Consider the following 25742-nt stretch of genomic DNA (forward strand, 5'->3'; position numbering starts at 1 on the left):
TGTGTATAAGAGACAGCGTCTCGCCGTCGGTCGTCCGGGCCCCGAGTGCCGTCTCGACCGTGCCCGCGTCGGGATCGACCTCGGTGACTTCGCCGCTCGCGACGATGGTGTCGTCGGGGAACACGCGCGACTGGAACCGGACGCCGAAGCTCGTCACGTCCCGCAGGTCGAACCAATTGGCGACGACCCGCGAGGTGACGCCGGCGGTGAACATCCCCTGGCCGAACACGCTCTCGTTGCCCGCCGCCGTCGCGTAGGGCTCGTCGTAGTGGATCGGGTTGAAGTCGCCGCTGGCCCCGGCGTACATGACGAACTGCTGGCGCTCGAGGTCAGGGACGACGACGGTCGGACCGGCGTCACCGGGCTCGAGGCCGTCGACGGTGCGGACGCGATCGAACGCGTCGACCGTTGCCGTGGGTGCTGCCGGCTCCGGGTCCGCGGTGCCGCCGTCGGGCTCGGCCGACGCGTTGCTCGAGGACCCGTCGCCGCTCCCGGTCGCGCTCTCGTCGTCGTCGACCGCTCTCTCCGTTTCGATCGCCGTCGAGCGGTCGGTCAGGACGAGGTCGCCGTCCGGCGTCCGGTACTCGGTCTCGAGGACGGCGAAGGTCATCGTCCCCGCGCGACCGCCCTCGCGCTGGAAGACGTCCGCGAGGGTGGTCGTCCCCTCGAGCACATCGCCGACGTAGACGGGCCGTTCGTACTCGTAGGTCTGCTCGCCGTGGAGGACGTACTCCGGCTGGAAGCCTAGATCGAACCCCGTCCCGTCGACATCGGTGGGCGTGTATCGAGGGAAGCGGCCGACCTGCGTGTAGGTCAGCGGCGCGGGGACGCGGTCGTAGCCCCGGTCCGCGGCGACCGACCCGTCGCGGAAGACGGGGTCGTCGGCCGTGATCGCCCGCGCAAACTCCTCGACCTTGCCGGGTTCGATGCGAAACTCCGCGACGGTGACGCGGGCGTCCCCGACCATCGCCTCGAGTTCCGCGAGTGGCCTAGTCGGCATGGCCCCCCTCCGTGGCTCGCGCGATAGTCGTCGGCCGATCGGTCGGCGCGTCGTATCGCACCTCGGCGCGGTGTCCGCCTTTCATCGCTGCCATGGTTTGTGGACGGCTGACATAACAGTACCCTTCGCGGACGGGACTGTGCGATCCCCGGACGGCGACGCGAGTCCCGTTCTTCGACCGGAGTTCGAACCGGATCGCTCGAGTCCGGACGTGTTACTCGTCGAGGCCATCGATCCGCAGGTTCTCGTCGAACTGCAGGGTGTTCTCGATCTCGGCCGCGTCGACATCCTCGAACGCCCAGCGAGCGATCGAGCGGCGGTGGACCTCGTCGGCCCCGTCGACGATGCGGAACGAACGGACGTTCTCGTAGAAGTGGGCGATCGGCAGGTCCTTGCCGATTCCGTTGCCCCCACAACACTGGAGGGCGAGGTCGATGGTCTCGTTGGTGACGTTGGCGGTGAACATTTTCGACATCGCAACCTCGATGCGGGCGTCGCCGCGGTCGAGTTCGCGCGCGGCGTGGCGCACCATACAGCGAGCGGCGTGCAGCCGCGTCTCGGCGTCGGCGATCCGATGGCGCAGCGCCTGTTTGTCCTCGAGTTTCGTGCCGAAGGCCTCGCGTTCCTGCAGGTAGGCCTTGGCGATGTCGAGCGAGCGCTCGGCCATCCCGGAGTAGCGCATGCAGTGGGTCAGTCGGCCGCCGCCGAGTCGCATCTGCGCGATCCGGAACCCGGCTCCCTCTTCGCCGATCGTGTTTTCGACGGGGACGCGGACGTTGTCGAACTTCACTTCGGCGTGGCCACCCTCGCGCTCGGTGATGCCGTGGCCGCCGAGATGGGGAACGTTCCGCTGGACCTCGACGCCGTCGGCGTCACGCGGAACGAGGATGATCGAGGTTCCCTCGTAGGGGTGGGCGTCGAGGTCGGTCCGGGCCATCACCAGATAGAAATCGGCGTCCAGTCCGTCGGAGGTCCACCACTTGTGGGCGTTGACGACCCACTCGTCGCCGTCCTTCACCGCGGTGCTCTGGAGCATCTTGGGGTCCGAGCCGGCACCGACCTTGGGCTCGGTCATCGCGAACGCCGAGGAGAGCTCGCCCTGTACGAGCGGTCGGAGATACTCCTCTTTCTGTTCCTCGGTCCCGACCATCTCCAAGGTGTGCATGTTCCCCTCTTGGGGCGCGTTCGCGCGGATCGCGAGCGCGCCGATCAGCGAGCGGCCGACCTGTTCGAACGACGGCAGCATGTCGCTGAAGTCCAGCCCCTGCCCGCCGTACTCCTCGGGGACTTGGGGCGCGAACAGGTCGCGCTCTTTGGCCATCTCCCACATCTCGTGGATTTCGTCCGTGGTGATCTCCTCACCCGTGGCAAGCGCCTCTCGCTCGCGCGGGATGACGACCTCGTCCATGAAGTCCGCTACGCGGCCCGCAACCTCCGTTGCCGTCTCGGAGTCGTGGTACTCCATATCACTCACGATATGATACAGCATTGTAAAGCTATAGGTAAGCGATCGCATAAATTGGCAACTGGTGGCGGATACCGGTCGGCGCTTGGCTCTCGAGACGCCCCGGTCGGCGGTGTCATCGGCTTGGTTCGGCTCCCGTCGGCCGACCGCGCTCGACTCAGACGCGCGCTATGCTCACTCTAAGTAGTCCGCGGTCCGTGATAGACGCCGTATATCCGTTCGCGTTCGTCCGCATCGGACTCTTTCCGAGCCGATTCGAGCCGCCGCTGGCACTGCGTATCTGACCATGGATCGATGTGTCGGTCGGATTGTGACGGCGTCGATCGGAACCTGGATCGCGGACGGCCGATCAGCGGATGGCTCCCGCCTCGCGGAGGGCGGCCCGCTCGCTCTCGTCGTACCCGACCGACGCGAGCAGTTCGTCGGTGTGTTCCCCATGCTCCGGGACCGACTCGTCGTGCGTGTCGGGCACGTTCGACCCTCTCGCGGGAAAGGCGATCCGCGGCGGCGCGTCCGCGGGCCGTTCGACCAGTCCGCGAGCCTCGAGTTGGGGGTGCTCAAGGGCTTCCGCCGGCGTACACACCGGCCCGACCATCGTCTCCTCACTCAGGTTCGCGAGCCACGCGTCCCGCGACCGGCTCGCGAACAGCGCCTCGAGTTCCTCGCGGACGGCCGCCAGTTCGGCCGGATCGTCGGTACCATGAGCGTCGATCAACGCCTCGCGGTCGACTTCCTCGCAGAAGGTCGTCCAGAATTTCGGCTCGAGCGCGGCGAGGGTCACGTACCGGCCGTCGGCGGTCTCGTAGACATCGTACCAGGGGAACTTCCCGGTGAGCGGGGTCTCGCCGGGCCGGGGATCGCCGCCCGTGAGCGCTTCGTGGGCGACGGCCTGCGAAAAGGAGGCGACCACGTCGGTCATCGCCACGTCGACGTATTCGCCGCCGTTGCCCAGCTCCCGCGACAGCAGCCCGCCGACGATCGAAAAGGCCGCGAACAGCCCGCCGCCGAGGTCCCCGATCTGATAGCCCGGGATCTGCGGGGCCATCGACTCGTCCTCTCGGGTCATATCGAGTAAGCCGGCCACACCGACGTAGTTGAGATCGTGTCCCGCGCGCTCGGCGTCCGGCCCGGTCCCCCCGTAGCCCGACAGTGAGCAGTAGACCAGCTCGTCGTTGTACTCGCGGAGCGTCTCGTCGTCGATCTCGAGTCGGTCGGCGACGCCGGGTCGGAACTGCTCGAAGACGACGTCCGCGTCCGCGACGAGTTCGTAGAACGCCTCGCGGCCGCCCCTCGACTTCAGGTCGAGCGCGATACTGCGCTTGCCGCGATTGACGCTCTCGAACAGCGCGCCGACGCCGCGGACGGTCGTCGGCGGGGTATCGCGGGCGTAGTCACCCCTGTCCGTGTCCTCGACTTTGATCACGTCCGCGCCCGCATCGGCGAGCAGTTGCGTCGCGTACGGCCCGGGTAACAGGCGCGATAGATCGAGTATCCGCACCGAATCGAGCTGCATGGTACCATATTTCGAGCCCCCCCTCAAAAGCCTACTGTCGCCTGTCGCGTCGGGACCGGACCCGTCGGGTTCGTCTCACGGCGTCAGTCGTCCTCCTCGAGCGATACCAGTTCGTCGACGTCCGGAACGTCCGCCGCGGCGTCCGTGAGCTGTCGCATCCGATCGGTGTGCTTCGTGATCGCGTACTCGGCTAACTGCCCATCGTCGAGCCCGACGCGCTCCTCAGGGTCGTCGGGCTGGTACCGGTTGTCCTCCGTGATCCCCTGAACGAGCGGGAGCAGGTCTTCGACGGTTTCCTCGATGAAATCGGGGTCGACCCCCTCGGCGATGAGTTTCTTGAGCTGGTTCATCCCGAAGCCGACGTGGCGACCCTCATCGCTGCGGATCTTGGTAAAGCCCTCAACGAGCCCCGGCAGCTGTGGCAGGTCGTCGAACTCGCCGCCGTAGGAGGTCTGCATCCCGTAGTACCCCGTCTGGGCGAGGATGCCTTCCACCGTGAGATGGTAATGGCAGTAGGCGTTCGCACGGGTTTCCGGCGTGTCCTCCTCGAGTAGCCGGCGCTGTGCGCGCCGGTTGCGGTCGAACAGTTCGATGTAGGGATCGTTGAACCACCGGTCGTGGCGCGGGTTCGATCGCTCCCACCCCAACTCGTCCTCGACCGTCCAGACGACGTCGCGCCAGTACCGATCGAAGAAGTCGGCGTGTTTGGCCTCCTCGTACAACTGCGTCGTCAGGAACAGCTGGTCGTCGATGTCGTCGAGGACCGTCCCCAACGGCGCGAGGTCCTCCGTGACCGCGTCCTCGCCCGCTCCGAACTTCGCGATACCGTTAAGCATCCCGTACCACGACTCCCTGTCGTCGGTCTCCGTCCCGTCGATGAACGCGAGCAGGTTCTCGACATCGCGCTCGAGGTCGATGTCGCCGGGGTCCCAGTGGCGCTCGACCGCGTTGCGATAGTAGCGGTTCGACCGTGACTCCCGGTCCATCATCTCGGTTGGCGTGTACTCCGTTGCCATGGACCATACTATGTGCCGCGGCTATTAACTGTGTCCCAGTTGTCGTTACGCGGCGGCCGCGCCAGCCGGCCTGAAAGCCGACAGTGTGGTCGAGAGGGGCTCTCGCGGGCGTCCTCGTCGATGTGTCCCACGGATCGTCGACGAGGGGATCGCGGCCGACGAACCGGTCGGTACGGCTCTCGAGGAGGGGGCAACCCCCCGTCGGGCCGTTCTCGCTGCGCGGCCTCGGGGAGGAGTCGGACTGGAACCCCGGTTCCGCCGGTCGCTGTGGCTGGTCGTCGCGCTCCTGACTGCCACCCGGATGCGGTGCGAACTCACCCCGAAGTGGGATGTCGGCCGTTCGTCCGCCCCGCTACTGCCCGACGAATTCGGGCTCGCGGTCCTCGGCGAACGCCGCCGCCCCTTCCGCGTGGTCCTCGGTCTCGAGGAGCCGCTTGAAAAGCTGGGAGTCGTACTCAATTCCCTCCTCGAGCCCGCTGTGGACGGCCATGTCCGCGGATCGTTTGATGGCCTGCACCGCCAGCGGTGCCTGGCCGGCGAGGTCGGTGACGAACTCGTCGACCGCGTCGTCGAACTCGTCGTCGGCGTAGACGTGGTTGATAATGCCCTCCTCGTCCGCCCGCGTCGCGGAGATGTGGTCGCCGGTCATCGCGAGTTCCTTCGCGACGGCGGGGCCGGCCAGTTTGCTGACGTACTGGACCCCGCCGGCACCGGGGAGAATCCCGAGGGTGACTTCGGGGAAGCCGAAGGTCGAACCCTCGCTTGCCAGTCGGAAATCGCAGGCCAGCGCGGTCTCGAGGCCGCCGCCCAGACAGTAGCCGTCGATCTTCGCGATGACGGGCGCGGGGAACGCTCGGATGACGTCGTAGTGCGACCGTGCCGAGGTACCGCCGGCCGACGCCTCGGAGAAGCCGCCGACGTCCGCGCCGGCACAGAAGGCTTTCTCGCCGGCTCCCTCGAGCACCACGGCGCGCAGGGCGACGCCGTCGGTGTCCTCGTTCCGTTCCTCGAGCAGTTCGAGCCCCGCGACGATATCGGCTCGCAACTGTGCGTTCAGGGCGTTCAGCGCGTCCGGGCGGTGCATCGTGAGCGTGCCGACGCCGCGATCCTCGTCGAACTCTACCATCACTGTCTCGAGTGTGTCGTCCATGGGTGATGGTCACGGCCACCGATCAAAAAGGTGTCCAGTTCGGCTCCCGTCCCGAACGGCGACTCCAACCGCCCGTCGGGGCCGGCGACTGCTGGTCGCCGACCGAGACCGCCGTCCCGAAACGATACGAAAGCCGTCACGATTCGAAAACCATATGAGAAGCGAGAAGACGATCGATGCAGCGGCGATTCCAGTCGCTCGCTCGCGTTGGCGTGGGGGTATCGGATGACGCCGACGAGGCTACCGTGGAGTGGCGATGCAAGCGTTCCGGATGAAAAGATGGCCGTTGCCGGTCGCTCAGAACGCCTGCAGCTCCTCGAGGACGGCCAGCGCGCTCCCGTCGGCGATGACCTCGCGAGCCTGCTCGAGGCCGTCCGCTACGCTGTCGACGTCCTGGCGGGCGTACATCCTGAACGCGCCGTTGAGGGCGATCGCGTCGGCGAAGTGGTCGTCGCGGTCGCCGGCGAGAACTGCCTCGGTGATCGACGCGGAGTCGGTCGCCATGTCGTCGACCGCGAGGTCCGATCGCTCCATGTCCATGCCGTACTCGGCGGTCTCGATCTCGTAGTCCGCGAAGGAGTCCGCGCCGTCGTCGCCGGCTCGATCCCATTCGGCGACCTTCGTGTAGCCGGGGCGGATGTCGTCGTACCCTTCCATCCCCTGGAAGAAGATCGCACGGGAATACTCGAGTTGGTCGCTTTCCGTGATGAGGTCGGTCAGCTTCTTCGCGAACGCGAGGTGGTAGAACGACCCCAGATGGACGTCGGCGTTCGCGGGGTTGGCCACGGTCTCGATGGTGTTGACGAACGTCCGAACGCCCATTTGATCGCGTCGATCGTACAGGTCGTCGATGCCGGGGTTGAACGCGGGCTGGTAGTAGAAGCCAAAGCCGGTTTCGTCGACCATGTCGGCGCTTTCGGTCGGCTCGAGTTCGGTGCGAACGCCGAGTTCCTCGAGGACGTGTTTGTACGCCGTCGCTTTCTGGGAGGGAACGTAGTCGCCGGAGTGAACGACGACCGGCGTGCCAGCGGCGGCGGCGACGACGCCGGCACCGACGCCGAGAATCGCGGACGTATCCTTACCGTCGTAGTTCGCGCCGCAGTCGACCGGATCGGCGTCGGGCTCGGCGGTAACGACCGATTCCTCGCGCATGACGTCGGTGTAGGCCGCCAACTCTTCGGGATTGTTGCGCTTCCAGCGGTTGGCCAGCCAGAACGCGCCGAGCGTGGTCGCGTCCGGCTCGTCCGCCAGGATCCGCTGGAAGGCCTCGCGAGCCTGCGTGCGGTTCATGTCGTCGGCCGATTTGGGGCCCGAGCCGACGACCTCCGTCATCAGGCGTTTCAACGGCCATTCGCCGAACTCCTGTGTTGCCTGCGCCATGTGCATCCGTTGGGACGGCCGGCGCAAAAACCTCCCGTTTCCGGTCCCTCCGCGCCGTCAAATGACGGGATTCGGTGGTGCGGCCGGTCCTCGAAAACGGCGTGCGGATCGGCAGGTAGCGCGGCGGCCCGGGCATCAGTGACCGGCCTCGAGCACGCACCTCGCTCGTACGGGAACCGACCCCTTCCCCTCGAGCGCGAGACGGGCCGCATACGTCGCTTCAGTCAGTGACGAACTCGGCTCCGGATTCGGTCGTCGCCCGTCGCCGTCCCGGGACGTCAATATTCGATACAGTTACGAAATCGTATGTATCGGTGTCCGTGGGCCAGTGCACTGACACGACGAGTCGATACCGGAACGGTTGCGAGCGGGTCCGCTCCCCTGGCCGGACGATCCCGCTGGTAACCGCCGCGTATCCCGGAGGTGTGCCGGGTTCGGTCCGCCAAACGGTACAGTAAGACGGTCCTGAGACCGCCCGCGGACGCGCAGTGGGCGCGAACCGAACGCATAGCTATGTATCCCGGTCGCGAACGCGAGGGCGTGAGTGATTCGCGTGCGAGTAGCGCTGTCTTCCTCACCGTCCTCCTCGTGCTCGCGAGCGGCGGTGCCGGTGTCCTCACGGGTCTCCCGTCCGCGTCCGGCGCGTCTGTCGTTCCCGGATCGGCCGTCGAGATACCCCAATCCCGACTCCTCCAGGCTGCCGACGACGCCGACGACAACGCCACCCCCCGCCACAGGAATCCGCGCGAGTACGACGCGGACGGTGATCTCGAGGCACTGGAGGGACGATTACTGACCCGGCTGGTCGACGATCTCGAGGCGGGTGCGCTCAGCCTCGAAGACGGGGACTACCAGCGTGCGGCGCGATCCGTCGACGAGTCGTACGCTGCGTCCCTCGACCGATATGCGGAGATCGCCGCGGCAACGGCCGGCGAAACCGACGCGGCGCTCTTCGAACTCGCAGGCGAGAGCCAGGGACGGATCGTCGAGGCGGTTCGGCGATACAACGAGACCAAAGCCGAGTACGAGCGGGCGCGGGCGGCCGGCGACGAGGGGCGGGCGCGATCCCTCGCCCGCGAGCTCGAGACGCTCGCGACATCGATCAACGAGTCGAGCCGCGAGTTACGCGCGACCTACGACGATCTCGAGGCGGCAACCGACGGGAACCTCTCGACCGCAGACGCGGCGATCGAGGCGGTCACCGAGGAGATCCGGGCCGAACAGGCGACGATCCGCGAGACGGAGTTCGTGGCCACCACCCTCACCGTCGACGCCAGCCGCGAGACGATCTCCTTCAGCGAGCCGTTGAACGCCACCGGACGACTGCGAACGGCAACCGGGCGGCCGGTCGGGTCCGAGACGATCCGGCTCGCGGTCGGCAACGGCTCCGTCCGGACCGAGACGGCCGCCGACGGCTCGTTCGCGTTCGAGTACCGTCCGACGGCCGAGCCGGTCTCGACGGATCGGCTCGCGATCGAGTACGTCCCGGCCAACGAGTCGCTCTATCTGGGCAGCGAGACGGCCGTGACTGTCTCGATCGAGCAGGACGATCCGACCGTCTCGGGACTCGAAACGCCGACCGCGGTCGCCTACGGCGAGACCGCGACCGTCGGCGGGCGTCTCCACGTCGGCGGGACTCCCGTCGACGGCGTTCCGCTGGCGGTGACGCTCGGCGACGAGCGAATCGGGCGGACCGAGACCGTGGATGGATCGTTCGAGGCGGCCATCGAGGTGCCCGCGACGGTCCCCAACGGCGAGCGTGACCTGGGCGTCCGACTCGGCTACGAGGACCGGGCGCTCGCCGGGACGACGGCGACGACCGACGTGACGGTCCGCGAAACCGAGGTCGACATCACCGTCTCGGCGGCCCGCGTCGGCGATGCCGAGCGAACGGTCGCGGTCGACGGCACGCTCGAGACGGCCGCCGGATCGCCGGTCGCCGGACGGCCGGTCCGACTGGACGCGGGCGGCACCACGCTCGAGACGGTGACGACGGCCGCCGACGGTTCGTTCGCCGCCACGGTCGAGGTCCCCGCCGGGGCCGCCCGCGGCGACGAACCGATCGTCGCGACGTACGACGGGTCTGGATCGAACCTCGCGTCGGACACTGCGGCGGCGACCGTGACGGTCTCGACCGAGACCCGTTCGTGGTTGGGGGTTCCCGCGTGGGTATGGTTCGGAGTGGGGGGCGGGCTGGTGCTCCTCCTTGGAGCCGCCGGATTCGTATGGCGGCGACGCGGCCGGTCGTCCCGCTCGAGTCGGTCGGCCTCGACCGGGGACGCCGCGATCGACACGGCGACGAACCCGGTAGCCGAGCGATCGGGCACCGAAATCGCCGACGCGGTTCTTGAACACGGACGCGACGCACTCTCGCGTGGCCGCCCCAACAGGGCGGTCGAGCTGGCGTACACGGCCGTTCGCCACGCCCTGTCGGATCGCATCGACGCCGGCGGCTCGAGTACCGCCCTGACCCACTGGGAGTTTTACCGCCGCTGGACCGATCGCCGGACGAACGGCCCCGATAGCGACGACGACGCGGCCGACCCAGACCTCCTACGGAGCGTGACCGAACGCTACGAACGGGCCACGTTCGACGTGACTGATGTCTCGGCCGCCGAGGCCGAGCGCGTGCTCGAGGCCGTGGGGCAGTTGTGCGATCGACGCACCGACGATGACCGCGGGACTCGATCGGAATCGGGCGATCACGGTGGGTAGCCCCTACTTTACGGTCGCAGCGATCGCGATGGGGCCGGCTAACTTTCAGCCTTGGCCGACGGTACTCGATACCGATGGCCGGATCCAGTTCGCCGTGGCGGCTCCTCCCGAGGCCGGTTCGCGACGTGCCGGCGGACCTCGCTGCGGTCATCGCCCTGGTCGCCGCGACGAATCTGGCCGTGTTCGCGCCGGTCGTGCGGGACACGTGGCTGCGAGTGCCCCTCGGGTTCGCCTTCGTGCTGTTCGGCCCCGGCTACGCGTTCGTCGCGGCGCTGGTTCCCGAACGCCCGACCCGGTCCGGCCGCGGCAGTGATACGACGGGCGACGGCGACGAGCGCGAGGCCGATCCAGTCCAATTCCGCCCGCTGGACGGCCCGCTTACCGACGCCGAGCGCGCCGTTCTTTCGGTCGCCTCGAGCATCGCGATCGTGCCGTTGCTCGGCCTGGCGATACACTTCGCTCCAGTCGCGATCCGACTGCGATCGATCGCGGTCGTCCTGAGCGCGGTGACGGTCGCCATGGCGACCGTCGCGACGGCGAGACGACGATCGATCCCGCCGGAAGCGCGGTTTCGAACGCCGTACCGACGGTGGAGTGTCGCGGCTCGAACTGCGCTGTTCGATCCGGACTTGCGAGCCGAGACGGGGCTGGCGATTCTGGTGGCGACGACGCTCGTTCTCGCCGTCGGCGGCGTCGGCTACGCCGTTACCGTGCCCCAACACGGCGAGACGTTCACCGAGGTGGCCGTACTGACCGACACCGACGGCGACCCTACCGCCGACATCCCCTCGCCGGCCGCGGATGACGGGACCGAGGGTGTCGTCGTTACGCTCGAGAACAACGAACACCGGACGGTCAGCTATACCGTCGTCGCCGTAGCACAGCGGATCGCATCCGACGGCGAACCCGGGACCGTGACCGTCCTCGAGCAGAACGAATTGCGACGGTTCGAGCCGCGGCTCGCACACGGCGAGACGTGGACGCATTCACACGACATCGAGCCGACGCTGACCGGCGATACCGTCCGCGTGGCCTGGCTCGTCTACGCGGATGCGGACGTTCCCGCGACGCCAACCCTCGAGAACGCCGACTACTCGACGCATCGGTGGCTCAACGCGTCACGGGAGTGAGCGGGACCGATCCGAATCGCGGGCGAGTCCGACCCGGTTATTCGTCGGGGTCGACGAGCCACACGCTGACATCGCCGTTGCTGTAGATGCGGTGGGCCGCCGGATCGGCTCGCAGGCGAGCGAGGTCGGCGGCGGTGTAGTGATCGATCTCCGCTCGGCGATCCGGCGGTCGATTCCGTGCCCATGCGATGTCTGCCGTCTTCGTGACGAGGTACGTCTTGTTCTCGTAGACATCGCCGACCGACCCGTGCTCATCGTAGCCCAACCTCGTCGGCAGCTGATACCCCTCGAGCGACCGGTGGAACTGACGGTCGTCCGGGTCCGCGCCGGTCGTGCCTTCGAAGTACCGCTGAAGCTGTTCGGACATCCGGAACGCCCGCGTGTCGATCCCGGAGTCGTGGTTTTCGTGGTGCCACTCCGCACCGGCCATCGTCGCGTGAGTTACGTGGCGGTCGTCCTCGTACGCGACCGCGCCTGCGAGCAACGCGACGACGATGACGGTCACACAGAGGCCCCGCAGCATGGTCGTCGCGCTCCACCGTTTCCACCGCTCGTCGACGGCGTCGCGATACGATACCAGGCCGGTGATCGCCAGTCCGAGCAACAGGATCGCCCCGATCACGGTGTAGTTGTTGATCCGGACGACGTTGCGGGAGAGCACTCGCGAACCGAAGAAGAAGACCGCGACGCCGACTCCCGCGCCGTACTGGGCGACACAGAGTCGTTCGAGACGACTGTCGCGTCCCCTGAGAACGCGACCGAGGATCACGGCGGCGATGCCTGCCCCGAGGCCGGCGTAGACGAGTACCGTCCCCCACTCCAGAACGAGAAACTCCCAGACCAGCTCCCACGCCGAGTAACTGGTCCGTTGAGCAGTGCTCGCATAGCTTGCGGCACCGCCGTCGATGTCGTTGGTGATCACTCGCTCGAGGAAATGGGTAAAGTGGCTGATCGAGAGATACCACAGGATCCCCGCGATCCCGAGAACGAGCGGGTATCGAACGGGGACCGCGTCCGCTCGACCGGCTGTTGCTTTGGCTTCGGCCCGGCGACGTGGGAGTCGCCGACGGAGCGATGGTGCGGCGACGACGCCCACGTACACGACGAGCGCGAGGACGGTCACGAGCGCCGTCACCGGGTGATAGAACACGAGTGCGATACCACAGACGAACGCCACACCGACGAGTCCCGTCCGGCTCGAGCAACGGCGTCCCGACCAGCGATGAGCGAGGGCCAGCGAGAGCGGGAGAAACGGGAGGGCGAACAGCCAGGGGAGCGTCATCAGGTGATGGGAGGCGAAGACGAGCGGCGTCGCGGCCCCGAGCGTCGCGAGGCCGCCGCGCCGGCCGAAAAACGACAGTCCGAGGAGGAAACACGACCCGACGAACAACAGGAAAAAGCAAAACGTGACGACTGGTTGTAATACGTGTATCGGAACACCCGTAATGGTTGTCAGCGTCGTGTAGAGAACGTGTGTGGCTGGATAGCCCGTTTCAGGAACGGTGCCCATTTTGAGCACGTCTCGAACGATTCCGAAGTGGTAGAAGGCGTCGGACATCGGCGTACCGTAGACGTAGTAGCCGCGAAACAGCGGCAGCGCAAAAAAGACGGCGTACACGCTCGCGAGCGTGCCGACACCGTAGCGCCATCCCGGACGACCGGTGGTCACCGAGCGAAAGAGGAGCACGAGGCTCCCGACGAGCGCCAGTCCGAACCCGACCCACGCCTGCGGCGGGTACGCGTCGTGGATCGACGATTCGTATCCCGTGGCCGGCGGCGTCGTCAGGACGCTCCCGATAAAGCCGATCGCGGCCAGCGCGGTGACCGCCGAGATGATTCGCCACCGGCGGTTCATGAGTCATCGGTCGCGTTTGCGTCTCTCGCACCGATCGACGAGCCACTGCAGTGCTCGCACGACCGGGAGCCGCCGACAGCGGTCGACGCCCTCATTCGAGATAGCCCAGGTCGCTGAGGTTCTCTTCGACCGACGCGGAGAGGTCGCCGTCGTCCCGCCCGAGGGTCGCCGCGCCGCCGGTTACGCGGTCGGCGTCGAGTCGGCGTTCGAACGCGTCCAACTGTGCGTGTAACGCGTCGGGAACGGCACCGTCCGCTGTCGGGTCCCCTTCGCGCTCCGTCCGGTCCATCTCGAACCCGAGCCGCTCGCCGTTGGGCTGGATGACTTTCCAGCGATCGGTCTGGAGACCGACGTGGCCCGCCTCGAGGGAGTACCACGTCGGCGTCGACAGGTCGCGATCGGTGACGCGTTGCAAGGGCTCGCCGACGTACCGATCGGGAACCGGGAAATCGGCGGCCGCCAACAGCGTGGGGGCGATGTCGACGTGCTGTGCGAAGTGGTCGTCGACGACGCCCGCCTCGAGTCCGGGCGCACGGACGATGATCGGGACGTTCGTCATCGACGAATACAGCGACGCCTCGTGGAACGCCCTGTAGCGGCCGAACTCCTCGCCGTGGTCGCCGACGATCGCGACGACCGTGTCGTCGTCGACGACCTCGAGGAGTCGACCGAGTTGCTCGTCGACGCTCCGGATACACGCGTCGTACGTGTCGATCACTCGCTGTTCGGGGGGCTCACCGTGGACGACCGCGTCCGATTCGGTCGGCGCGACGACGTGGTCGATGTCGGTGTCGCCGCGGACGGCGCGGAGGTGTTCGTCGTACCGGCCGTACGGGGTATGTGCGTCCATGAAGTGAACCCAGGCGAAGTAGTCATCGTCCGCCGACTCGCGAGCGCGGAGCCACTCAACTGCCCTGTCGACGACGTCGGTGTCGGTCGTCGGCGGGCGGTACTCGCCGGACGAGTCGCCACCGGCGACGAGACTGTAGGCCGGTCGCAGCAGTCGCCGTGTGAGGACGTCGGAGTCGACCGCGTTCGCGACCCGCTTGCCGGCTTTGACCGCCAGCGAGTCCGCCTCGTCGAAGTCGGCGACGCCGGTCCATCGGTCGAACCCCTCGTCGTAGCCGTAATCCCGGCTCAGGAACCCGTTGTGGGCGATTCCAAAGGTCGAGTGGCCGGCCGATCGGAACCGTTCGGCCAGCTGCTCCCGGTAGCCGTCGGGAATACCGAGGCCGTCGATCTGTCCGGCGTAGACCCCAGTGTGAATCGACTGAAAGGCCCACCGTGTTCCCGGACAGTTGGCGTAGCTAAACCGGTAGCGCGTCGCGTCAGTGGCGAACGAATCGATGTTCGGCGTCGTCGGGCGGTCGTAGCCGTAACAGCCGACGTGATCCGATCGAAGGCAATCGACTGACAGCAGGATACTCGATGGCATTCTTTGTCTCCTCTCGAAACGTTGGTGCGTCCAGCAACAATGAACGAGGGGAAAAGCGTTCTCACTGTCCGGATGCCGTGACTATCACACAGGCGGACCGGACGGCTCGCACCGTCGCTTCCGGGAGGTCGGTCGACGATCGCAGGGAGAGCCGACCGAGCCGTGCTTCACGGACCGCTTACCGTACGTAACCCCGTGCGTTACCGTCCTGACGGTGTTCTAGTTTTAACATGCGGACACTCCTTCACTGGCCCATGTCCGACACACTCTGTGTTCTCGGTCTCGACGCCGCCGACTATCGCCTCGCGAACCGATGGGGGTGTGAGAACATGCTCCTCGAGAACCACGGCGAACTCGAGTCGCTCACGCACTCGTTGGACGTGCCGGCGACGCTCGAGGTGTGGCCGACGATCGCGACTGGCCTGTCGCCGACGGAGCACGGTGTCGAACTCGATGGCGTCGGCTGGGACAACGCGACCGGCCTGCGCGCCGTCGTGCGCGCGGTCCAGTTGCTTCCCGAGCCGCTCCACGAGCACCTCGCCGATCTCAAAGCACAGTTGTTGGACGGCGGCTATCCACGGACCGACGAATCGACCGTCTTCGACGACGGAACCGTCCGCAATTGGCCCGGCGTGACGCCCTGTTACGTCTGGGAGCGCGAGGGTGAGTGGTTCGAGCGAGCGACCGACGGCGACCTATCGGCTGACGAGTTCGTCCGTCGCTACTTCGGCACCACCGGCTCCTGTTTCGGGTGGCTCGCTGGCCAGTCGTTGTCGTCCGTTCCGATCGTCGGCATCCACGCTCACGTCCTCGATCACACCGGCCACATGTACGCACGGCGGCCGACGGCGCTTCGCCGGATCTACGAGCGGGTCGACTCGCTGCTCGGGTGGCTCCGATCCCGCGTAGATCGGCTCGTCGTCCTCTCCGACCACGGCATGCAGACGACGGCGACGAACGACCCCGATCCCGGCGTCCACTCCGACCACGCGCTCATCGCCACGACGGAGTCCGGGCCATTGCCGACGGACGTGCTGTCGGTTCGTGACTGGCTCGAGGACCGGATCGATGCCGGCCGGCCGGAGCGGACGAACGCGACGGTCGATGCACCGCGCGAGCATCTCGAGGACCTCGGCTACCTCTGACTGCGCGGCCGATGGTCGACGTCCGTGGATCGATCCGTCTCGCGGCCGGTCTAGCCGTCGTGATCCGTTGGCCCGATCGCGTCGAGAATCCGATCAGGACAGAGCGTTGCCAGTCGGGTCGTCGGAACGGGGCTGGCCGACGCGAGGCGTCGGATCTCTCCCGGACGTACCGCACCGGTCGCGAGCGCGAGCGCGGCGAACGCCACGGCACCGACCGGCGGCACGACGACCAGCGAGAGCGGGTCCGACTCGAGGAGTCGGGGGAGGCCGAGGATCGGTACCGCAGCGGCCAGCACGGTGCCCGCGACCCGGACGGCGCGGACATCGGCGAGGGGGTCGAACCCGAGTCGGCGACCGTTCCAGACGTGGAGTCCGAACATCGACCCGTAGCCGAGGCTCGTCGCGATCGCGGCCCCGCTCGGCCCGAGGGCTGGGATGAGGACCACGTTCAACGCGGCGTTCAGCAGCGCCGCGACGGCCGTGACGCCGATCAGGAGACGCAAGTTCTCTTGCCCCTGACTGATCGCGAAGACGGGGCGGGCGACGGCAAACCCGACCGCGCCGGGGAGCAACAACAACAGCGGGACGACGGCCGCGTCGAACGCCGGTCCGAAGTAGAGCGTGAGCACCGGTTCGGCGAGTCCGGCCACGCCCAGGGCCAACAACGCGGTACAGAGGACAGTATACCGGACCGCCCGCGTACTGATCTCGGTGAGCCGGTCGTAGCGCTCGTCGACCCAGAGTTGCGATGTCGAGTGCAGGAGGGTGATCTGAATGGCGGTGGGCACGAACCAGAGAAATTCGGCGATGACGAGGGCTGCGCGGTAGTAGCCGGTCGCCGAACTCCCGACGAGCAGTCTGAGGAGAATGACGTCGACGTGGTACAGCGAGAGCAACAGGAACGACAGCACCATGGTTGAGCCGCTGTAGGTCGCGAGACGCTTTGCCGGCACCGGCCCCGTCGAACGGCTCGCCAACGTCGAGAGATCGATCCGGCGTGAGACGAGTACGAGCGCGATAAGGGCCGCGATTCCGGTCGAGATGACCCGACTCGTCAGGGCGGCCGTGACGCCCCCGCCGACGACGCTCACGGTGACGATCATCGCCGCAAAGAGAACGCGGTCGACGATCTGGAGCGGCTCCGAGTACGACTCGAGGCCGAACCCCATCAGTGCGCTTCGGCCGAGTCGAAGGCAGGCTCGAGCGGGAACGATGAGCGCGAGAACGGTGAAGTACCGGGAGAACTCCGGACCGAGGACCGAGGCCACGTGGGGCGTCCCGGAGAGGAAGACGACCGCGGTCACCACGATGGCCGCGAGGACGAACACGAGTTGGAAGTAGAACGCGAACACGTGATCCGTCCAGTTGTCGGATCGGTCTTCGGCGATGAACTTCCGCGTCCCCTTGAACGCGCCCGCGTAGACGAACACCAGCACCCACTGCAGCGTCGAGAGCAGGAACGAGTAATCACCGTAGCCGCTACTCCCCAGCAGGCGAACGAGGATCGGGGTCGTGACGACCGTCAGCGCTAACACGCCGACCTTGGACCCGAAGACGGCGCTGAATCGTCGGACGATGTTTCGGCTCATCGTCGCCACCGCGGTCGTCCGTCGGTCGTCATACTGTGTCTCGACCGGCGTCGACCGTCGCCCGCTCGGACTCGGGGTCGACGAGGAGCCGGCGATATCGGTCCCTGATCGTCTCGTAGTCGTAGTTGCGTTCGATGTGGTCGCGGGCGGTATCGCTCACCGCGTCCAGATCGTCACGCTCGAGGACGGTCGTCACCGTTCGCTCGATCGCGGCCGGGTCCGTGTCCCGGAGCAAGAACCCGTTCGACCCGTCGTCGACCAGGTCGGGGATGCCGCCGACCGCGGCGGCGACCGGGACCGTTCCGCAGGCCATCGCCTCGAGCAGGGCCTTCGGAACACCCTCGGATCGCGAGGGCAAGAGCAGCGTTCGCGCGTCGTCGAGGCGTGCCGGGAGGTCGTCGTGGTCGACCCAGCCGGGACAGGTCACGTTCTCCGAGAGGCCGTGGCGGTCGACGAACGCCGCGACCTCGTCCGAGAGGTCGCCGTCACCGATCAGTTCGATCCGAATGTCCGGCTTCGACGCAACGAGGCGGGGGAGTGCGCCGAGGATGTCGTGGATTCCTTTGACGGTCGCGAACCGCCCGACGAAGACGACATCGATCGGCCGGTCGTCGATCGGCGTTCGCTTTGCGAACTCATCGCAGTCGACGTAATTGACGTTGGCGGCCCGTATCGTCGGCGATATCGGCCACTCGAGGGCCGGATGATCCATCCCGCTCGAGAGGAGAATGACGTCGTCGGCGAGCGTACATGTGACGCGCTCGACGACAGTCACGATGCCGGCGAGGCCGCGGGCGAGCGGCCCCGTTCCGCGGCGGGCGTACACTCCCTCGGTAACGGTCCCCGTCACGAACAGCAGCGTTCGAACGCCCGCAAATATGCACGCGAGCAGGGGAACGAGGAGCATGGTCCCGCCGATGTGGAAGAACGCGGCCTCGAGTCGATCGCGCTCGTGCCAGAGCGCCGCCGCGATTCGTACCTGATGGCCAATGTACTCAGTGACTGTCACCGGTGGGACGCTCGATTGCGGGCGCTGAACCGGGACCGGATCGACGACCGCCCGATCGATATCGATACGTTCTGGCCCGACAACGACGATTCGGTCGACCTCGGACTCGTAGACGTCGACGAAGTTCTGTACTGCCCCGTAGGCCGCGTGTTCGCGATCCAGTTCGTCTGCGAACACGACGAGCGCTATCGAACGCGGAGGCATCTGGACCGGGCTTCCATCGACCGCGTCTTAATTCTTGACGCGATACTCGTGATCGATGCCGCCGATCCGTGCCCCGAGACCACGGCCGGCGGGTCATCGGTGTGTGATCGCGCGCGGTCGGTCCGGCGGAGACACCGCTCCGTTCACACCGATCCGTGAACACTTCCGAGCGCATCTTTTCGTCAGTAACTGTCGACCTACGAGCCGTCCGCGCGGCGCCGGTGGCGGGTAACCGACGCCTGTTCCCGCCGCCCGCCGGTACGTTTTATACTGACCCACACCGAACGCGTCGGCCACGAATGCGGGTCCTCAACAGCCTCGCCGATCCTCGAGTGGGCGGTCCCCAGTTGCGCGCGCTCGCCGTCGCCAAGGGGCTTCGCGACCGCGGTATCGAGACGGTGTTTCACCTACCCGACGGCGACGACGCGTTCGAACGCATGGCGACGGACGAGGGATTCGAGGTCGTCCGACCGGGGCCGTCGCAGATGCGGCCGCCGCCGAACGTCCACGCGAACGCGCGCTTCGCCGCTCGCTTCCTCCCGTCCGTGTCTCGGCTCGCGGCGACGATCGAGCGCCGGGAGATCGATGTCGTCCACGCGAGCATGACCCTCGCCGTTCCGGCCGCGATCGCCGCCCGCCGGGCGGACACGCCGCTGGCGTGGTTCTTCAACGACACCGGCACGCCGTGGCCGCTCGACCGCGTTGCCGCCCGACTCGCTCGAGCCACCGCGGACGAGATCGCCCTCGCCGCGGATGCGGTCGGCGACTACTTCTTCGACGACGCGGTCCCGACGCGGACGGTGTACCCGCCGGTCGATGTCGATGCGCTCGATCCGTCGACGGTAGCCACCGACGAGGAGGCGATCCGCGAGGAGTTGGGCGTCGCCGACGACGTTCCGATCGTCGGCACCGTCGGCAACGTCAACCCGGTCAAGGGGCACGAATACCTGCTCCGGGCGATCGCTCGCGTCCGCGATCGGATCGGTCCGGTCGCCGTTCCGATCGCCGGCAAACTGCTCGACTCCCGGCAGGAGTACGCGGATCGTCTCCGTCGCCTCCGGGCGCACCTCGACCTCGAGGGAACCGTTCGGTTCCTCGGCCATCGATCGGATGTGCCGCGACTCCTGTCCGCGTTCGACGTGTTCGTCCTCCCGTCAGTGACGGAAGCGTGTCCGATCGCCGTCTTAGAAGCCATGGCGATGGAATCGGCGATCGTCGCGACACGGGTCGGCGGCGTACCCGAACAGCTCGCGGACGGCACGCACGGCTGGCTCGTTCCCCCGGCCGACCCGGACGCGCTCGCGACGGCGATCCAGGAGGCCCTTGCGGCCCCCGCGGAACGGCGTCGGCGGGGCGCGGCGGCGCGACGCCGAGCGACCGCTCGCTTCTCGACCGACCGATGCGTCGAACGCCACCACGACCTGTACGAGGCGGCGCTGTCCCGGTCGGTGCCGCGGCCGCTCGAACGGGTACGGGTCCGATAGGGGCGGCGAACGGTGGAGTTGCCTCGCGAAGCCGGTCGTTACACACTGCGTATTTTTCACCGATCGCGTGGTGTGGACCGCACACATGGCGACCCCCCGAATAGCGTTCGTGCTCGGCACCCGACCGGAGATCATCAAGCTCTCGCCGCTCGTTCGCGCGTGTCTCGAGCAGGCGATCCCACACGTCGTCGTCCACACCGGGCAACACTACTCCGAATCGCTCGACGCCGTCTTCTTCGAGCAACTCGAGTTACCGACGCCGACGTACGATCTCGGGGTCGGGTCCGACGACCACGGCGAACAGACGGCTGCGATGATCCGCGGGATCGAGTCCGTTCTCGAGGCGGAGCGCCCGGCACACGTCGTGGTACAGGGCGACACGAACTCCGCGCTCGCCGGCGCGATCGCGGCGAGCAAGCGCGAGCCCTCGTTGGCACACGTCGAGGCCGGATTGCGGAGCTTCGACCGGGAGATGCCCGAGGAGATAAACCGCGTGCTGGTCGATCACGCGGCCGATCACTGCTTCGCACCAACCGAGGAGTCAGCCCGACTGCTCGCGGCGGAAGGGATCGACGGCGACCGCGTTCGCGTCACCGGAAACACCATCGTCGACGCGGTCTCGCAGCACCGCGCCCTGGCGACGGAGAAGAGCGACGTGCTCGCGGACTACGACCTCGAGCCCGGCGCGTTCTACCTGCTGACCGCCCACCGGGCGGAGAACGTCGACGATCCCGAGCGTTTCGCGGGGATTCTCGAGGGCGTCGGCGCGTTCGCGACCCGGACCGACCGCGAGGTCGTCTATCCGATCCATCCGCGAGCCCGGGAGACGCTCGCGGCGTTCGAGCTGTCCGTTCCGGAGCCGATTCGGCTCGTCGACCCGCTCGACTTCCTGGACTTCCTGACCCTCGAGCACCACGCGCGTCTCGCGATCACCGATTCGGGCGGCGTTCAGGAGGAAGCGTGCATCCTCGGGACGCCGTGTGTCACGGTTCGGGACAGCACGGAGCGGCCGGAGACGGTCGATATCGGTGCGAACCGGCTCGTCGGAACCGATCCGTCGGCTATCGTCGCGGGAGCCGAGGCGATGGTCGATCGCCCCGGGACGTGGTCGAACCCGTTCGGAGACGGCGACGCCGCCGTCCGGATTTTGGATGCCTTACTGTAGGGTATCGATACGCTTCGGTCGACAACTGTCATAAGATAATTATCACCGTTCGTGGAGCGTGGGTGTATGGCATCAGTGCTCGTCACCGGCGGCCTGGGAGCGATCGGTGCACCCCTGACCGAAGAACTCGAACAGCGCGGCCACGACGTCTGGGTCGCCGACCGCCCGTGGAACGAACGCGACCGGTACTACCGCTGTGACGTCAGCGAGTACCGACAGCTCGAGCGGGTCTTCGCGGACCGCGAGTTCGACTACGTCTATCACCTTGGCGCGGAGTTCGGCCGTCGGAACGGCGAGGACTTCTACGAGACGATGTGGCAGTCAAACGCCGTCGGCACGAAGCACGTGCTCCGACTGCAGGCCGAGCACGACTTCCGACTGATCTTCGCTTCGAGCAGCGAGGTGTACGGCGATTACGACGGCGTGATGGAGGAGTCCGTGCCGCTCGAGGAGGGACCGCGTCAGTTGAACGATTACGCGATCTCGAAGTGGGTCAACGAACAGCAGATCATGAACGCGGCCGATCGACACGGGACCGAGTCCGTTCGGGTCCGTTTTTTCAACACGTACGGGCCGGGCGAGCGCTACAGCGAGTACCGGAGCGTCGTCTGCAAGTTCTGTTATCGGGCGTTACACGACCTGCCCTACCACGTCTACGAGGACCATCACCGCTCGTTTACCTACATCGACGACACCGTGCGTACGCTCGCGAACGTCGTCGACTCGTTCCACCCCGGCGAGGTGTACAACATCGCCGGCGAGGAGTATTACGGCATCAAGGAACTCTCGGACATGGTGCTCGGCTATCTGGACAAAGACGACACGCGGGTCGAGTACCGAGGGACCGAGGCCCACAACACCCTCAACAAGAAGGCCAGCGTCGAGAAGGCCACACGCGACCTCGACCACGAACAGCGCGTCTCCCTCGAGGAGGGACTCCCGCGAACGATCGACTGGATGCGCGACCACTATGACCTCGAGTGACCCGCAACGCGACGGTGCGGTGGACTCGGCGCGGCCCGGCGACGACGGGAACGAGCCGGCGGGAACCCGCGACGGTTCCGGTCCCGGCGATCCCGCGGACCTGGCGCTCGAGCCGATCGAGGAGGTGGTCATCGTCGGCACCGGCTTCGTCGGCCTGCCACTGGCGCTGTTGCTCGCCGACCGCGGCAAGCGGGTCGTCGGCGTCGACATCGACAGCAACCTGGTCCGGGCGATCAACGAGGGGACCCTGCACGTCGACGAGGCCGAACTGCAGGCACTGTTGGAGTCCGACGCCGTCGAGCGCAACCTCGAAGCGCGGACCGAGCCGACCGACGGCGACGCGTTCGTCGTCTCGGTCCCGACGCCGCTGACCGAGCCGACCAAGAGCCCGGATCTCTCCGCGCTCGAGGCCGCGCTCGACTCCATTCGGCCGTACCTCGAGCCGGGCGACCTCGTGAACGTGGAGTCGACGGTGCCGCCGCTGACCTGCGCGGAGACGGTCGTCCCCGCGCTCGAGGCGGCCGGACTCGAGCCGGGTGCGGAGATCCAACTCGCCCACTCGCCGGAGCGAATCCTCCCCGGCGACGTGTTCGAGGAACTCGTCACCAACGACCGTATTATCGGCGGGATCGACGAGCGGAGTCGTCGCCGGGCTGCCGCGCTCTACGACCCCTTCCTCGAGGGGCGCGTCTACTACACCGACCTCCTGTCGGCCGAACTCTGTAAGCTCGTCGAGAACACGTATCGGGACGTCAACGTCGCGCTGGCCAACGAGTTCGCGCTGATCGGCGCGGAACTCGACGTCGACATGAGCGAGGTGATCGACCTCGCGAACTACCACCCGCGCGTCGACATCCTGCAGCCGGGGATCGGGGTCGGGGGGCACTGCCTGCCGATCGACCCGTGGTTCTTGAACGAGGTCGATCCGGAGCACACGAACCTGATCACGACCGCCCGCCGGATCAACGACAAGATGCCCGCCGTAGCCGCGCGGAAGGTCCGCCGTGCGCTGGCCCCGCTCGCGGACCCGACGGTCGTCGCGCTCGGAGCCGCGTACAAACCGAACGTCGACGACCGCCGAAACAGCCCCGCGGAGCGGATCGTCGCCGATCTGCGGGCGGACGGCTACCGCGTCCGCCACTACGACCGCCACGTCGACGCGTTGGCCTACGACGAGTTGCGGGCGGTCCTCGAGCGCGAGTCGCCGGACGTCGTCGTCCAGTTCGTCCCCCACGAGGAAACGGTGGCGGCCCTCGCGGAGCACCGAGCGTGGCTCGACGATGCGGGCATCGAACTGCTCCAGTTCGGCGTCGGGAACCCGATCGAACCGTGACCGGGGACACGACAGCACCGTCGCCGTCGTCAGAGCGGCGTTCGGGGCGCGATCCGAGGGCACGGAGCGGCGATGACCCGTCCGTCCTGGTCGTCTCGCAACTGTTTCCGCCGGAGTCGATGGCCGGCGCGCACCGATGGGCACAGCTCCTGCAGAACGCACCCGACAACCTCGATGCGCGCGTGATTTGCCCACAGCCGTCCGTTCCCGTCGGGGAGTTCGAGCGGCGATACAGCCCGTGGTCGCGCGAGCGGATCGACGGCGTTCCGGTCACGCGACTGTTCACGTATCAGCCAGTCGCGGATCGGACCGACCTCGAGCGCATCCTGAACCACGGGCTCTTCGCAGTCCTCGCGACGCTGTACGTGCTCGTACACGGTCGAAAGTACGACTGCGTCGTCGTCCAGATCGGCCCGCACACGACGCTCCTGCCCGGCCTCGCGGCGCTGGCGACCGGCCGCGGCCTCGTCGTCGACATCTACGACCGCTGGCTCGACAACGCGGTCGATTTCGGATTCACTACCGAGGGATCGCTCGCCTACCGACTGCTCCGGTGGATGGAACGGGTCGCCCTCGAGCGCTGTGACCGGCTGGTCGCGCTCACCCCGACGATGGCGGCCCACTACAGGGAGACGTACGATCTCGACGACGGCAAGATCGAGACGATCCCGTTCGGCGTCGACGACGACCTGTTCGATCCCGCGGTCGCGAGCGAGGACCGCCCTCGAATCATCTACACCGGCAAGCTGGGCGAGGGGCAGGCCTTCGAGCCGTTCCTGCGGGGCTTCCGACGCGCCGATATCGACTACGACCTCGCCATCTACGGGTTCGGCGAGCGCCGGGCCGAACTCGAGGCGTTGGCCGCCGACCTCGGCATCGACGACCGCGTTCGGCTCAACGGGCCGGTTCCCCGCGAGGAGGTCCCGGGGCTGGTGGCGTCGTCGGCGATCAGCCTGGTGCCCCTCGAGACGGACCGTACCCTCGAGTACGCGCGGCCGACGAAGTTCCTCGAAACGATGGCGCTGGGCACGCCCTACGTCGCCAGCGCCGTCGCGGAGATCGAAGCCGTCACCGCGGACGCCGGGGCCGGACTCGCCGTCGAGAACGACCCGGACGCCATCGCGACGGCGCTTCGGGACCTCGCGGCCGATCCGGAGCGCCGACGGGAGATGGGGCGGCGCGGCGTCGCGTTCGTCGATCGGGAACACCGCTGGGACGAACTGGGCGACCGGGTCAGTGACCTCTTCTCGGGGGTCGCTCGGGAACGCGGGAGGGAACGCGGGACCGCCGGTGCCGGGCTTCGTGCCCGGCTCGGGCGACTCGCGGCGGCCGTCGGTCGCCGTCTGTAGTCGTCGCTTTTCGGTCGCGCCGTCTCGAACGGAGAGCCACCACGTCCAGCCTGCGATCGACGAGCGGTCGCCGGTCGTCGAGTACGTCGCCGAACGGGACCGGCTACTCGCCGCCGCGGGTGGCGACGACGGCGAGCGTACTCTTGCCGACCCGATCCGGGAGGACGCGCTCGCACAGCCAGCCGCCGATCTGGAGCGGGTCCGCGAGCGTGAGCCGACAGTCGCCGACGTACGTGATCTCGACTGGTTCGAACCCGTATCGCTCGAGGAGTTGGCGCAGGGTCGTCGCATCGAACCAGCACGTATGGCCCGTATTGACGAATGGCTGATCCAAGAGGCGAAGCCCGGTCCAGTGAACCGCCATCGCGTTCGGCGTCGTGACAACGAGTTTGCCGCCGTCGGCTAGGTGCTCGTCGACCGATGTCAGGAGCCCATCGAAGTCAACGAGGTGCTCGATCAGTTCGCCGATGACGATCACGTCGAACGTCTCATCGAGCGTGAGGTCCTGTGCATCGCCGGCGGTGACATCATACCCCGCGTCCGCGAGTGCGGTGAGCTCGTCCTCGAGGATGTCGACGCCGAGCACGTCGTCGGCCGCCCGGACGACGAGGTCGTGGAGCCACGTCTCGTCGTGTCGTTTGGCGGAATCGTGTGCGACACACCCGATGTCGAGGACGGTTTCGTCCCTGACGTGGGGCTCGATACAGCGCTCGAACGTCCGTTCGACGTTTCGTTTCCGTGTTTCGTTCGCTCTCATGGTCGCTAAATTCGTCAGTCGTGGAGTCGCGTTGCTGCCGGTGGTGACGCGTCGATCCTACGGC

General features: G+C 67.3%; 19 protein-coding genes. 8 read left to right on the forward strand and 11 right to left on the reverse strand.

Annotation, left to right across the window (positions count from 1 at the left end):
- The 6 genes from C486_RS12495 to C486_RS12520 form a co-directional block, all read right to left on the reverse strand.
- Positions 1 to 1000 (reverse strand): FAS1-like dehydratase domain-containing protein (locus C486_RS12495; protein ID WP_049910509.1); only part of this gene is annotated, 1000 nt, incomplete at its 3' end.
- Positions 1001 to 1214: 214 nt separating this feature from the next.
- Complete coding sequence (locus C486_RS12500) at positions 1215 to 2465, reverse strand: acyl-CoA dehydrogenase family protein (RefSeq protein WP_049910511.1); 1251 nt, start codon at positions 2463 to 2465, stop codon at positions 1215 to 1217.
- 349 nt (positions 2466 to 2814) lie between these two features.
- Entirely contained in the window at positions 2815 to 3978 is a 1164-nt protein-coding gene (locus C486_RS12505) for a CaiB/BaiF CoA transferase family protein (RefSeq protein WP_008456674.1), read from the reverse strand.
- A gap of 83 nt (positions 3979 to 4061) precedes the next feature.
- Positions 4062 to 4994, reverse strand: a complete 933-nt coding sequence (locus C486_RS12510; protein ID WP_008456675.1) for a ribonucleoside-diphosphate reductase subunit beta 2 — start codon at positions 4992 to 4994, stop codon at positions 4062 to 4064.
- Between the two features lie 352 nt (positions 4995 to 5346).
- Positions 5347 to 6144 (reverse strand): enoyl-CoA hydratase/isomerase family protein, encoded by a 798-nt coding sequence (locus C486_RS12515; RefSeq protein ID WP_008456676.1) that lies wholly within the window; start codon positions 6142 to 6144, stop codon positions 5347 to 5349.
- 297 nt (positions 6145 to 6441) lie between these two features.
- Positions 6442 to 7524: an anthranilate phosphoribosyltransferase gene (locus C486_RS12520; RefSeq protein WP_008456678.1), complete on the reverse strand. Its 1083-nt coding sequence runs from the start codon at positions 7522 to 7524 to the stop codon at positions 6442 to 6444.
- A 540-nt stretch (positions 7525 to 8064) separates the two neighbouring features.
- On the opposite strand from C486_RS12520, the gene C486_RS12525 reads away from it, so the two are divergent.
- Together C486_RS12525 and C486_RS12530 are read left to right on the forward strand one after the other, a co-directional pair.
- Positions 8065 to 10239: an Ig-like domain-containing protein gene (locus C486_RS12525; protein WP_241432503.1), complete on the forward strand. Its 2175-nt coding sequence runs from the start codon at positions 8065 to 8067 to the stop codon at positions 10237 to 10239.
- A gap of 74 nt (positions 10240 to 10313) precedes the next feature.
- Positions 10314 to 11369, forward strand: coding sequence for a DUF1616 domain-containing protein (locus tag C486_RS12530; protein ID WP_008456682.1), 1056 nt, complete (start codon positions 10314 to 10316; stop codon positions 11367 to 11369).
- Between the two features lie 37 nt (positions 11370 to 11406).
- On the opposite strand, the gene C486_RS12535 is transcribed toward C486_RS12530, so the two are convergent.
- Together C486_RS12535 and C486_RS12540 are read right to left on the reverse strand one after the other, a co-directional pair.
- The gene (locus C486_RS12535; protein WP_008456685.1) at positions 11407 to 13224 is read right to left on the reverse strand and encodes a hypothetical protein; all 1818 of its coding nucleotides are present in this window, start codon (positions 13222 to 13224) and stop codon (positions 11407 to 11409) included.
- Positions 13225 to 13315: 91 nt separating this feature from the next.
- Positions 13316 to 14659, reverse strand: coding sequence for a sulfatase (locus C486_RS12540; RefSeq protein WP_008456687.1), 1344 nt, complete (start codon positions 14657 to 14659; stop codon positions 13316 to 13318).
- 254 nt (positions 14660 to 14913) lie between these two features.
- Between C486_RS12540 and C486_RS12545 the strand changes: the two genes are divergently transcribed.
- On the forward strand, positions 14914 to 15804 hold the full coding sequence (locus C486_RS12545; RefSeq protein WP_049910516.1) for an alkaline phosphatase family protein: 891 nt from the start codon (positions 14914 to 14916) through the stop codon (positions 15802 to 15804).
- A gap of 50 nt (positions 15805 to 15854) precedes the next feature.
- Here C486_RS12545 and C486_RS12550 read toward each other — a convergent pair whose 3' ends face one another.
- On the reverse strand, positions 15855 to 17393 hold the full coding sequence (locus C486_RS12550) for a lipopolysaccharide biosynthesis protein (protein ID WP_049910517.1): 1539 nt from the start codon (positions 17391 to 17393) through the stop codon (positions 15855 to 15857).
- Between the two features lie 28 nt (positions 17394 to 17421).
- Positions 17422 to 18606 carry a glycosyltransferase gene (locus C486_RS12555; protein ID WP_008456692.1) on the reverse strand — a complete coding sequence of 395 codons (1185 nt, stop codon included), beginning with the start codon at positions 18604 to 18606 and terminating at the stop codon, positions 17422 to 17424.
- 299 nt (positions 18607 to 18905) lie between these two features.
- On the opposite strand from C486_RS12555, the gene C486_RS12560 reads away from it, so the two are divergent.
- The 5 genes from C486_RS12560 (at position 18906) to C486_RS12580 (ending at position 24921) form a co-directional block, all read left to right on the forward strand.
- Complete coding sequence (locus tag C486_RS12560) at positions 18906 to 20090, forward strand: glycosyltransferase (RefSeq protein ID WP_008456694.1); 1185 nt, start codon at positions 18906 to 18908, stop codon at positions 20088 to 20090.
- Positions 20091 to 20175: 85 nt separating this feature from the next.
- Positions 20176 to 21255, forward strand: a complete 1080-nt coding sequence (wecB, locus tag C486_RS12565) for a non-hydrolyzing UDP-N-acetylglucosamine 2-epimerase (protein ID WP_008456695.1) — start codon at positions 20176 to 20178, stop codon at positions 21253 to 21255.
- Between the two features lie 66 nt (positions 21256 to 21321).
- On the forward strand, positions 21322 to 22239 hold the full coding sequence (locus C486_RS12570; RefSeq protein WP_049910513.1) for an NAD-dependent epimerase/dehydratase family protein: 918 nt from the start codon (positions 21322 to 21324) through the stop codon (positions 22237 to 22239).
- A complete protein-coding gene (locus tag C486_RS12575; protein WP_008456698.1) occupies positions 22226 to 23572 on the forward strand; it encodes a nucleotide sugar dehydrogenase in 1347 nt (448 codons plus the stop codon). The genes C486_RS12570 and C486_RS12575 overlap by 14 nt, the downstream gene beginning before the upstream one ends.
- Positions 23573 to 23691: 119 nt before the next feature.
- On the forward strand, positions 23692 to 24921 hold the full coding sequence (locus C486_RS12580; protein WP_241432504.1) for a glycosyltransferase family 4 protein: 1230 nt from the start codon (positions 23692 to 23694) through the stop codon (positions 24919 to 24921).
- 103 nt (positions 24922 to 25024) lie between these two features.
- Here the strand turns inward: C486_RS12580 and C486_RS12585 are convergent, their stop codons facing one another.
- Complete coding sequence (locus tag C486_RS12585) at positions 25025 to 25678, reverse strand: class I SAM-dependent methyltransferase (protein ID WP_008456702.1); 654 nt, start codon at positions 25676 to 25678, stop codon at positions 25025 to 25027.
- Positions 25679 to 25742: the final 64 nt, after the last annotated feature.

The sequence above is a fragment of the Natrinema gari JCM 14663 genome (assembly GCF_000337175.1).
Classification (GTDB): Archaea; Halobacteriota; Halobacteria; order Halobacteriales; family Natrialbaceae; genus Natrinema; species Natrinema gari.